Here is a 12565-nt window from a genome sequence, read left to right as displayed (position 1 = left end):
CCATATGAAATTACTCGTTACCGGCGGCGCCGGATTTATTGGAAGTAACTTTGTCATATATATGCTTGAGCAGTACCCAGACTATGAGATTATCAACGTAGATGCACTCACATATGCGGGCAATCTGGAGAACTTGAAATCACTTGAAGGCAACAAGCGGCATACATTCGTCAAAGCAGATATCACTGATGCGAAGGAGATGGACCGCCTAATCGGTCAGGGCGTGGATGTGGTGGTTAACTTTGCTGCCGAATCTCATGTGGATCGCAGTATCCTGGAACCGGATGTGTTTGTGAGAACGAACGTCAATGGTACTCAGGTATTACTGGATGCTGCCAAAAAACACAACATCACCAAGTTTGTCCAAGTTTCAACCGATGAGGTTTACGGTTCTCTCGGACCTACAGGGTTGTTTACGGAAGAGACGCCACTTCAGCCCAATAGCCCATACTCTGCCTCCAAAGCTGGAGGAGATTTATTGGTACGTGCTTATCACGAGACCTTTGGTCTTCCTGTAAATATTACGCGCTGTTCCAACAACTACGGACCATTCCAGTTCCCGGAGAAACTTATTCCACTCATGATCTCACGTGCGTTGAATGATGAAGCTCTGCCTGTATACGGAGATGGACTGAACATTCGGGATTGGCTATATGTAGAGGATCATTGCAGTGCCATTGATCTGGTCATTCACCATGGACGCAATGGCGAGGTGTACAATATTGGTGGCAATAACGAACGAACGAACGTACACATTGTCCAAACAATCTTGGAGCAACTTGGTAAACCCGAATCTCTGATCCAATACGTACAGGACCGTCCTGGACATGATCGCAGGTATGGTATCGATCCAACCAAAACGATGACCGAACTCGGCTGGAAGCCAAAGCATAACTTTGAGACGGGAATCAAGGAAACCATCCAGTGGTATCTTGATAACAAAGAATGGTGGACGCGTATCCAATCTGGCGCCTATCAGGATTACTATGAGAAGCAATACGGTTCTCGTTTGGGAGACGCCAAGGCATGAAGGTGCTTGTGACTGGAGCCAACGGCCAGCTGGGACGCGATGTGGTGCTTCTTTTGGAAAAAGAGGGGCATTCCGTTCTGGCTTGTGCTCGGGATGAATTGGACATTACGGATCAGCTTGAATGCAACAATGTTATATCGACATATCATCCAGAGGTGGTCATCCATTGTGCGGCTTATACCGCGGTGGATGCCGCCGAGACGGATGTAGACGGAGCATATCAAGTCAATGCCACAGGAACCCGAAATATTGCAGTAGCTGCTGAGCAGATTGGAGCCAAGCTCATCTATATCAGTACGGATTATGTATTCGACGGTACCTCCGAAGTACCTTACCAGGAATATGATAACACCAATCCGCAAAGTATCTATGGCAAATCCAAGCGCGCCGGAGAGGTGCTGGTACAATCGTTATCTTCCCGATGGTTTATTGTCCGCACTTCGTGGGTGTATGGCGTTTACGGAAATAATTTTGTGAAAACCATGTTGAAACTTGGTCAGGAGAAACCCAAGCTTCAAGTGGTACATGACCAGAAGGGTTCACCAACGTATACGGTTGATTTGGCCCATTTTCTGATTGAATTAATGAGTACTGAAAAATACGGTGTCTACCACGCTTCCAACAATGGGGCATGTACATGGTATGAATTCACTCAAGCGATCTTTGAAGAGGCGAAGAGAATCCCGGATATTGATATCCAGGCTGAGCTTGAGCCCTGTAATACAGATCAGTTTCCCCGTCCTGCCCCGCGCCCACGAAACTCGGTGATGGACCATTTGTCAATCCGTACCAATGGTTTAAAAGACCTTAGACCTTGGCGTGAAGGATTGCGTGATTTTTTGAAAGAAATACACATAGAGCAAAATTGAGTCATTTAAATCTCCCGCCCAGTAACTTATGAGCGGGAGATTTCGTTTATAATAGAGAAAATCTCTATTAGAGAATGACTTAACGCTATTTAACAATGAGGTGCGATGTGAAACAACCCAAGGTATTAATTATGATGTCCACCTACAATGGTGAGCGCTATATCAATGAACAGATGGACAGCTTGATGGCCCAAGTAAATGTGGAGACTCAAATCTATATAAGAGACGATGGCTCTACAGACGGTACAATAGAGAAGTTGAGGCCATACGTAGAAGCATATCCGGACCGGATTTATTTTCGCTCAGAGCAGAATCTGGGCGTTATTCGCAGTTTCTTTGAATTAATGCGGTCTTCACCACCTACGTTTGACTATTATGCTTTTTGTGATCAGGATGATGTGTGGGAACAAGATAAGCTCATTCGAGCGGTTACATTGCTTCAGAACAGAAGTACGGAAATTCCATTGCTCTATTGTTCTTCAACTCAGATGGTAGATCAGCACTTAACCGCTATTGGTGTGTGGCCTAAGGTTCCTCAGAAGCGACTTGAGCTACACAATGCATTAGTGGAAAATTCGTGTGTCGGGTGCACGATGGTTATGAATAGCATTACGTTTAACCAAGTCAGAGCCAGTCTACCGTCCGAAGTAAATCAGGTGATTATGCACGATTGGTGGATTTTTCTGTATGCCTCTACTTTCGGTGAAGTAATCTTTGATGGAATACCAGGTATACAGTATCGGCAGCATCAAGGTAATGTACTTGGTGGGGGGCGTGATGGATGGATTCAGAAATGGCGCAAGCGTGTAAATCGATTTGTGAACGGGAACAACCATTATATTTTAAGTAAACAGGCTAGACTATTTCTTGCTATGTACGAAGAATTCCTAACCCATACACAAATGGAAGAAATAAGAGACTTGCTTCATTGCTTAGAAAAAGGTGTTTTTGATAGAGCGTGGTATGCGTTTAAGACACCTTTTTATAGACAGTCTTTTCTGGATAATATTGTTCTGAAATTTGTTATTATTGCAGGCAAACTCTAAAAAATGCATGCATTGCGGTCTGCTTCCTCCATCCAAAATATGCTATACTCACGTTAAGTGGGTAATAGCCATGATAGGTTTATCATCATAATCTATTTTATTAATTCAAGATCGATTTATTATATAAAGCACTACAAGTCAGGAGTTTTACAAATGACCCAAGTATCAGAAGCCGCCCAGACGGACGGTTTACAATCAACAGAAGCATCTCAAATGGTCGACGCGAGCATCATCATCGTTAACTATAATACCCGTCAGCTGACACTGGATTGCCTGGAATCTGTCTATGCCTCCATTACGTCATACAGCTACGAAATCATCGTTGTGGACAACGCATCTCATGATGGCTCTGTGGAAGCGATCCGAGAGGCATACCCAGAAGTTCGATTAATTGCAAATCATGGCAATACAGGCTTTGCCGTAGCCAACAATCAAGGAATGAACATTGCCAACGGGCGTTACATTCTCCTCCTTAATTCCGATACCGTTATCCAGCCGGATACGCTTCACACCATGATCTCCTTCATGGATCGTCATCCCGAAATGGGTGCCTCCGGCTGTAAAGTCATTCTCCCGGATGGCTCACTGGATAAAGCATGCAAGCGTGGATTTCCTACGCCATCGGCATCCTTTTATTACGCATTCGGTGTTTCTCGACTCTTTCCGGATCGGCCGAAGTTCAATCAGTACCAATTGGGACATCTCAGCCCGGATGATGAATATCCGGTAGACTGTCTTGTTGGTGCGTTCATGCTGGTACGTCGTGAGACGATTGAGCAGGTGGGTGGGTTCGATGAGACGTTTTTTATGTACGGAGAAGATATCGACTGGTGTTATCGCATCAAAGAGGCGGGTTGGGGCATTTTTTATTATCCGCGTACATATATTGTGCACTACAAGGGTGGCAGTGCCCGACGCAAACCTTTGAAAATTACGTATGAGTTTCATAGAGCGATGTGGGTGTTCCACCGCAAGCACTACGCCAAGAAATACAATCCTTTCACGAATGCAGCCGTGTGGATGGGCATCTCGCTCAAGTTTACGTTGTCCCTGCTGCGCAGCAAGCTGTCTCCTCCTGTCCGCCCAGGGCAGACTGTAACCCGCATGAGAGCGGAGAATGAAGTATCTTCCGAGGTGAACCCATGATTCGGCGTAATCAGCGATTTTTAACCCAACTGTATATTGCGGCTGACTTTGGCGTGATCCAGCTTTCGTTCCTGCTGGCCTGGTGGCTGAAATTTGAAAGTGATCTGTTAACACACCAGAGCCCCTTGCCTATAGAGAAATACATGTTATGGAGTCTGGTTTACGGAGTTCTTGCGATCGTCGTTGGCATGATGTCCTCTCTATATACGCCCAAGCGCAAAAAGCGTTTTGCAGACGAACTTTGGAGAATTGTTCAATCTCATGGCGTGGCCTTTTTCATGTTGCTGAGCCTGATGTTCTTTTTCAAAGAAGTAAACATCTCTCGTGCGTATCTCGCCATGTACATGATTGGCAATGTATCATTCACACTGTTCTATCGCTATGTTGTGAAATTACAACTGAAACGATTGCGTAAAAAAGGATTTAACCGCCAGTTCGTTCTGATCCTTGGTGCAGGTTCTTTAGGCAAGCGTTTCTACGACAACCTCAAAAGTTATCCAGAACTGGGATATGAAGTCACGGGATTTCTAGATGATTACCGCCGCTGGGATCGGACGGAACAGGGGAGCTACAAACCAATCCTCGGTCGTATTGACCAACTGGAAGAGTTTTTGTCCAACCAGTTCATAGACGAAGTCATTTTAGCGCTGCCTCTGGATGCTCACGATAAGTACTCCCACATTATTAATGTCTGTGAGAAGGCGGGAGTGCGGACGCTAATCATCCCAGACTTCTTTGATTATTTACCGGCCCGTCCTCATTTTGACAACTTCGCTGGTATGCCAATGATTAATGTGCGTGATATCCCGCTGGATATTGCGGTGAACAGACTGATGAAGCGGGCGTTCGACATCGTTTTTTCGTTAGCGGCAATAATACTGACTTCCCCAGTAATGGCCATCGTTGCACTGGGCGTAAGACTGACATCATCCGGTCCTATAATTTTCAAACAAGAGCGTGTTGGACTCAATCGTCGCAACTTTATGATGTATAAATTCCGCTCCATGAAAGTCATTCCTGAAGGTACATTTGACACGGGGTGGTCCACGAAAAATGATCCGCGCCGAACAGCCTTTGGAACATTTATAAGACGCACCAGCATGGATGAATTACCTCAATTTTTCAATGTCTTGCTTGGTCATATGAGCGTGGTTGGCCCTAGGCCAGAACGTCCTTACTACGTGAATCAATTCCGGGATGAAATTCCGAAGTATATGATTAAACATCACGTTCGCCCAGGAATTACAGGTTTGGCGCAAAGTAAAGGACTACGAGGAGATACGTCGATCGAGGATCGGATTGAACAGGATATCTTTTATATTGAAAACTGGTCTTTATTATTTGATATCAAAATTATATGGGAAACCATTCGAAATGGCCTCAAGAATGCTTATTAGGCTTGAAACATTAGATTTTCCACCATTGTGAGTAACAAATCATCCCACCATTTAACAGCCGCCTCCGGGCGGCTTTTTGTTTTACTCCTCTCTAATAAGGGTAGTTAGCTATCAAAAAGGAAATACCGCACATGCTTCGTCATATCATGATTATCATACTCTTTTCCTTCCCTACCACCCTATTAAGGATGTGAACGCCATATGAAACGAATTGTGGCCGTCATTACACTACTGATCGTAACTGTGGGCACACTCTTTTTTGCTTATGAAAGTCAGAGTGAGGAGCAGCATGACGGATTTACGGCCTACCGACTGATTGCCCATGCCATGGGCAGCATCCGTGAGCAACCTTACACCAACGCCTATGAGGCGATGATTGCCAATTATGAGAAGGGTACACGTGTGTTTGAGATCGACTTTATGCTGACCTCGGATCGTAAAGCGGTAGCCAGACATGAATGGACCGCCAACATGAGCAAAATGCTGGGACAGGATGAGGAGTTACCTGAAGACAAGCAGGCAGGGGCGCTGACACATGATGAATTTATGAATACGCCCATTCTGGGCATGTACCAACCCATGGATGCCGCCGGTATTGTGGATGTATTGGCCAAGTACCCCGATATGTATATCGTGACCGATACCAAAGAACAGAAGGACGAAGATATTCAGCAGGTACTGAGATCACTGGTGGACGCAGCCAAGAAACACGATCCGGCAGTCCTTAATCGTGTTGTCGTTCAGATCTATGACGAGCCGATGCTCGAAACCGTGAAAGAAGTCTACGCGTTTCCTTCTATTATTTATACGCTCTATGCGACGCAGGATACAGAAGCTCAGGTCGTTGATTTTGTGCAAAAGAATGACATTGATGCCGTAACCATGCCGGAATATAAAGTAAACCAGAATTTCGTTGCCAAGCTGAAGCAGGCAGGAGCCGTCACCTACGTGCATACCATTAATGACACTGACCAGGTAGCGAACTATGAGAAATGGGGTGTGTACGGCGTGTATTCGGATGTATTGACCGAGCAGGAACTGGATGAGATGAATACGCGATTTGCTTGGAAGCCTTAAGATATTAAAATGTAAATATATGGGTTGTTAACTGTTGCGAAAGCCTGTTGTGCTTTACCCATGATATGTTTTTGAACTTCGCACTGGAATATAGTGCCTGATTTAAAGTTCTCAACATCAACATCCTTACTTTTAAAATGACAGGCTTCTCCTGCAATTCCAGGGAAAAGTCTGTGATTTTTTGTTCCCCTTTTTATACGAACATTGACACTCACTCCCTGCTGACTTAGACTTAGTTTACAAGCTTTTTAGGATGCAGAAGAACCTCTGGAGGAATGTTCGTTGATAGACATGATTAAGCAGTGGAGACATGTATTTAAGCTCGACCCGGACAAGGAAATAACAGATGAAGCATTGGATCTGGTGTGCCTGTCGGGAACCGATGCCATTATTGTAGGCGGATCTTCGGGAATTACCTATGACAACACAGTGGACCTGATGTCCCGAGTACGTCGCTACGAGTTGCCCTGTGTGCTTGAAGTATCCGATCTGGAGGCGGTAGTCCCTGGTTTTGATGGATATCTGATCCCGATGGTACTGAATGCAACGGATAGCAAATGGATGATTGGACAGCATCAGCAAGCTATTGAACGCTACGGTTATCTTATCCCATGGGATCTGCTTATTGCTGAAGGATATATTGTCCTCCATGCCGACTCTACTGTTGCCCGAATGACCGGGGCGGATACGGAATTGACGACGGAGGCTGCGGTTGCTTACGCCCAGGCTGCGGAACGACTGCTTAACCTGCCAATCGTATATATGGAGTACAGCGGAACGTTTGGAGACATGGAGCTGGTTGGAGAGACGCACAGACAACTGGAGCGGGCGCACCTCATTTACGGCGGCGGGATTGATACTCCGGAGAAAGCTGGACAAGCTGCCCAGGTTGCAGACACCGTTGTGGTTGGCAACATTGTGTATATTGATTTACACAAGGCGCTGGAGACGGTCCAAGCTGTGAAACAATGCGTTTAATCGGTTTAGTTTACCATTCCCCCATTTTTCCCTTTTGATCTGTTAAAATAGAACTTTGCCCTTACTACTTAAACAAGTCGTATATAGCAATAACGTTTACACAGGAACGGAGAGTGCAGAACGAATCTGAAGAAACGAAGTCCCTTTTTAAAAACTGAAAGAGTCATTACAGTTTTCTTGTTATTTTAACTATCTCTAAATTATAAGCTGACTATTTTTACACGAGAACGGAGAGGACAGAAATAAGCTGGAGAAGCAGAGCGTTCGCCTTTATTACCGGATTTATACCTTTTAAAATATGAATTAATAAAATACGGGAATAACAGCGATCGGAAGATTATTCTGTCATCGTAGTGACGAGTGTAACCTTTAGTCCTACTTGTATCGATCAACCAACGAAAGGAGCATGCATGCATGCAACCTGTAAATATACATGATGCCGTTGCACGGCTTAACACCCCTCAGCGGCAAGCCGTCGAGGCGACGGATGGACCGCTGCTGATTATGGCCGGAGCGGGTAGTGGCAAGACCCGGGTGCTCACACACCGGATTGCCTATCTTATAGCAACACGGAAAGCACCTCCGTGGGGCATTCTGGCTATTACCTTTACGAACAAAGCGGCACGCGAGATGCAAGACCGGGTATCCCAGCTCGTTGGCGGCTCTCAGGGTCGTGACATTTGGGTATCGACGTTCCACTCGATGTGCGTGCGTATTTTGCGCCGTGACATTGAACGCATTGGGTTCACCTCCAATTTCAGCATTTTGGACTCATCTGACCAATTATCTGTCATTCGTAGTTGTATGAAGGACCAGAACATCGACACCAAGAAATTTGAACCAAAAGCCGTTCAATCCATGATGAGCACCGCGAAGAATGAATTAATCAGTCCGGAGCAGTATGAGAAGCAGGCTGCTGACTATTTCGAAGGCATTGTGGCGAAGGTATATAAGATGTACCAGAAACGGCTCAGAGCCAACAATTCCCTTGACTTCGACGACCTCATTATGTCGACCATTCAACTTTTCAAAGAAGTACCGGAAGTTCTCGACTTTTACCAAAAGAAATTCCAGTACATTCACGTGGATGAATACCAGGATACCAACCGTGCGCAGTACATGCTGTGCCGTATGCTCGCTGACAGTCACCACCGCATCTGCGTCGTAGGGGATAGTGACCAATCCATCTATCGCTGGCGGGGAGCGGATATCAGTAACATCTTGAACTTTGAGAAAGATTATCCAGAAGCACAGACCATTTTGCTGGAGCAAAACTATCGTTCCACTTCGAATATCCTGAATGCAGCCAATGAGGTGATCGGGCTAAACTCCGGACGTAAACCGAAGAAGCTGTGGACGGACAAGGAGGGTGGTTCGAAGATCAAGGTATACCGTGCGGATTCGGAGCATGATGAGGGATACTTTGTTACCTCCGAGATTAGTAAAAATGTGAAGAACGGCAAATCCTATCAAAATCACGCCATTCTGTATCGTACGAACGCTCAGTCGCGGGTTATAGAGGAAATTCTGATCAAGTCTGATATTCCGTATCAGATCGTTGGAGGCATTAAGTTCTATGATCGTAAAGAGATCAAGGACATCTTGGCATATCTGCGCCTGCTATCTAATCCCGACGATGATATCAGTCTGACTCGGATCATCAATGTACCTAAACGCAGCATTGGTGATACAACGGTAGCGAAACTGGCAGCTGCGGCAGGAGAACGGGGGATTTCCATATTCCGTGTGCTTCAGGTCGTGGACGATCTTGGTTTTGCCGGTCGAACGCGAAATGCGCTGGTGGAGTTCTATGACATGATTGCAGCGTTGCACCAGATGGTAGAGTATTTGTCTGTAACCGAACTGACCGAGAAGATTCTCGAGATGAGTCAGTACCGGCTAGAGATGCAAAATGAAAACACGCTCGAATCCCGTGCACGGCTCGAAAACATTGATGAGTTCCTGTCCGTTACGATGGAATTTGAGAAAAATAATGAAGACAAAACACTCGTTTCATTCCTGACCGATCTAGCACTGATTGCCGATATCGACAGCATGAACGATGATGAAGAGGATCAGAGTGACGCAATTACCCTAATGACGATGCACAGTGCCAAAGGTCTGGAGTTCCCCGTTGTCTTTATCGTTGGTATGGAGGAAGGTGTGTTCCCGCACAGCCGAGCCTTTATGGACAATGAAGAGCTGGAGGAAGAACGCAGACTGGCTTACGTGGGGATTACGCGTGCGGAAGAACAACTCTTCCTGTCTTGCGCGCAGATGCGGACCTTGTTCGGACGAACAACGGCGAACCCGCCTTCACGCTTTCTGGATGAAATTCCGGATGAGCTAAAAGAAGATACTTCTATCGCTCGTGACCGCTACCGTCGTGGTAGCAGCGCAGGTGGGTCTTATGGTGGTCGTGGGCTTGGTGCTAGTGGAGGGAGCAACTTTGGCGGCGGCAATGCAACCAAGCTTTTCGAACAACAAAGCAGAAGTGGTTCCTCTGCTACCTCATCCACGCCAACTTCTCGTGTGACTACAAGTACTTCCCGCCCAGCATATGCTACGCCATCGTCTGCTTCCAAGCCTGCAGCTACTAATGGTGAAGCAGGGTTCAAAGCCGGAGATAAAGTACAACACGGTAAATGGGGGACAGGTACCATTGTTGGGGTGAAAGGCACGGGTAATGACACGGAGCTTCAGATCGCATTCCCGGCCCCGGTTGGCTTAAAACGTCTGCTTGCAGGCTTTGCTCCAATTACCAAAGTGGAATAAATTTTTTTGTACGAACGCAGAGCCTGCTCTGACGTTCGTTCTACATAGATCCAAATTATAATAACGGAGGGATGGCCCTGTATGGACCCGATGCACCGGATGGAGCAACTCGTTACCGAGCTGAACCAGCATAATTATCAGTACTATACAATGGATCAGCCGCAGATCAGCGACAAGGAGTATGACCTTCTGTACGACGAGCTGGTTACGCTGGAACAGGAGAGTGGCATGGTTTTGCCTGACTCTCCGACACAGCGTGTGGGTGGGGAACTGCTCAAAGGTTTTACACCGCATCGCCATTTATCCGCATTGTGGAGCTTGGACAAAGCCCAGAACATTGAGCAGCTGCGTAACTGGAATACTCGTGTGCTCAAACTGGTCAATGATTACAACACCAAAAATCCGGACAATCCGTTGCCCGAACCTGGCTATGTGATTGAACTGAAGTTTGACGGTCTGACCCTGAATCTAACGTATACGAACGGTGAGCTGGTTCAAGCCTCTACACGGGGAAACGGAACCGTAGGCGAGGGCATTCTGGCTCAGGTTAGAACGATTAAATCTGTCCCGCTCAAAATCCCTTATACAGGCGGTACGATTGAAGTTCAGGGTGAAGGCATCATGAACTTGTCTGTATTGAACCGATATAATGAAACGGCCGCAGAGCCGCTCAAAAATGCTCGTAATGCCGCAGCAGGAGCACTGCGCAATCTGAATCCAAAGACTACCGCTGAACGGCGGTTAAACGCCTATTTCTATAATGTAGGTTATTCAGACGATATTCAATTTTCCAACCATCAGGAGATGATGGACTTTCTACGTGAGAATCGATTCAAAGTCAATCCATCCATTACGTATTTTCATGAATTTGATGATGTAATGGAACAACTGGCCGCAATCCAGGAGAGCCGGGGTCAACTGGACTATCTGATTGATGGAGCTGTTATCAAAATCACAGACATGCGCACCCGTGAGGTACTGGGTTATACGGATAAATTCCCTCGCTGGGCAGTGGCTTATAAATTTGAGGCGGAAGAGACGACGACTGTTCTGAACTCTGTTGTCTGGAATGTGGGGCGTACCGGCAAAGTGACTCCACTTGCGCGTGTTGAACCGGTTGAGTTAGCAGGGGTAACGGTACAGAACTGTACATTGAATAACGTGGGTGACATTGAGCGGAAAAATCTGAAGTTTGCCTTGGGTACACGTGTCTTTATCCGTCGTTCCAATGATGTCATCCCTGAAATCCTGGGTAAAGTGACGGAAGAGAGTGATGGCGAGGAGATTGTGTTCCCTGAGCAATGTCCGGCATGTGGATTCCCGCTGGAACAGCGTGGAGCGCATTTGTTCTGTAACAACAAGCTGGCGTGCAAACCGCAGACTGTGGCCCGGATTTCTCATTTTGCTTCCCGTGATGCCATGGACATCGAGACGTTCAGCGAGAAAACGGCGATTCAACTGTACGATGAATTGAACGTACGTGAACCTGCCGATCTGTATACATTACAGTTTGACGATCTGGTGAAGCTGGAGCGGTTTGGTGAAAAGAAAGCGAACAACCTTCTCGCTGCACTCGAGCAGAGCAAGGATCGTGACCTAGCTTCATTCTTATACTCACTGGGTATTCCGAATACAGGCAAATCGACTACACGCATGCTGGCTGATCATTACCGCGACCTGCATGCCATTATGAATGCAACCGCAGAGGAACTCGTTGAACTTCCGGACGTAGGCGGCATTGTTGCCGAGAGCATCGTGAATTTCTTTGCAGATCCGTTTACACAGGCAGCCATTGAGAAGATGCTGAATTTAGGTGTGAAAGCCCAGGCGCCTGAGGCACCTGCAGTGATTGTGGAAGATTCTTTCTTCAGTGGCAAAACGGTCGTGCTGACCGGAACATTGCATCAACTCACACGGGAAGAGGCAACGCAACGACTGGAAGCACTTGGAGCGAAGGTAACGGGTAGTGTCTCCAAAAAGACAGATCTCGTTATTGCCGGAGAGAAGGCAGGTTCCAAACTGGCCAAAGCCCATGATCTCGGCATTCCTACCATTGAGGATGAGGACGAGCTTGTGCGTCTTTTGAATCAACAGGGATAAATCGTGAATGTTTAGTATGACCTGGCATATAAGAAACCTGTGTAGTCCGAGCAAATAATAAATAACTTAAAAGACCCCTGTACCACGAATAAGTGGAACGGGGGTCTTTGGTTTACATGTGTATTTAAACTTAACAGTTTGTTTGTA

At 46.5% G+C, this 12565-nt stretch carries 9 protein-coding genes; all 9 read left to right on the top strand.

The genetic code is table 11. The features are described from left to right. The first annotated feature begins 4 nt into the window (after positions 1–4). The 9 genes from rfbB (at position 5) to ligA (ending at position 12418) form a co-directional block, all read left to right on the top strand. Positions 5–1030 carry a dTDP-glucose 4,6-dehydratase gene (rfbB, locus tag JNUCC31_RS11235; RefSeq protein ID WP_192271135.1) on the top strand — a complete coding sequence of 342 codons (1026 nt, stop codon included), beginning with the start codon at positions 5–7 and terminating at the stop codon, positions 1028–1030. Further along, positions 1027–1899, top strand: a complete 873-nt coding sequence (gene rfbD / locus JNUCC31_RS11230) for a dTDP-4-dehydrorhamnose reductase (RefSeq protein ID WP_192271133.1) — start codon at positions 1027–1029, stop codon at positions 1897–1899. Before rfbB ends, rfbD begins: the two co-directional genes overlap by 4 nt. A 107-nt stretch (positions 1900–2006) precedes the next feature. Further along, complete coding sequence (locus JNUCC31_RS11225) at positions 2007–2945, top strand: glycosyltransferase family 2 protein (RefSeq protein ID WP_228469619.1); 939 nt, start codon at positions 2007–2009, stop codon at positions 2943–2945. A 213-nt stretch (positions 2946–3158) separates the two neighbouring features. Then, positions 3159–4091, top strand: coding sequence for a glycosyltransferase family 2 protein (locus tag JNUCC31_RS11220; protein WP_192272934.1), 933 nt, complete (start codon positions 3159–3161; stop codon positions 4089–4091). Next, positions 4088–5488, top strand: coding sequence for an undecaprenyl-phosphate glucose phosphotransferase (locus JNUCC31_RS11215; RefSeq protein ID WP_192271129.1), 1401 nt, complete (start codon positions 4088–4090; stop codon positions 5486–5488). The genes JNUCC31_RS11220 and JNUCC31_RS11215 overlap by 4 nt, the downstream gene beginning before the upstream one ends. A gap of 201 nt (positions 5489–5689) precedes the next feature. Further along, positions 5690–6565 carry a phosphatidylinositol-specific phospholipase C/glycerophosphodiester phosphodiesterase family protein gene (locus JNUCC31_RS11210; RefSeq protein ID WP_192271127.1) on the top strand — a complete coding sequence of 292 codons (876 nt, stop codon included), beginning with the start codon at positions 5690–5692 and terminating at the stop codon, positions 6563–6565. A 291-nt stretch (positions 6566–6856) separates the two neighbouring features. Then, positions 6857–7543 (top strand): heptaprenylglyceryl phosphate synthase, encoded by a 687-nt coding sequence (gene pcrB / locus JNUCC31_RS11205; RefSeq protein WP_416234430.1) that lies wholly within the window; start codon positions 6857–6859, stop codon positions 7541–7543. A gap of 414 nt (positions 7544–7957) precedes the next feature. Then, the gene (pcrA, locus tag JNUCC31_RS11200; protein WP_192271123.1) at positions 7958–10318 is read left to right on the top strand and encodes a DNA helicase PcrA; all 2361 of its coding nucleotides are present in this window, start codon (positions 7958–7960) and stop codon (positions 10316–10318) included. Positions 10319–10399: 81 nt separating this feature from the next. Further along, a complete protein-coding gene (gene ligA / locus JNUCC31_RS11195; protein WP_192271121.1) occupies positions 10400–12418 on the top strand; it encodes an NAD-dependent DNA ligase LigA in 2019 nt (672 codons plus the stop codon). Positions 12419–12565: the final 147 nt, after the last annotated feature.

This window comes from Paenibacillus sp. JNUCC-31 (assembly GCF_014844075.1).
Classification (GTDB): domain Bacteria; phylum Bacillota; class Bacilli; order Paenibacillales; family Paenibacillaceae; genus Paenibacillus.
The sequence above is the reverse complement of the archived record's forward strand: the minus strand, read 5'-3'. Positions and strand labels throughout refer to the sequence as shown.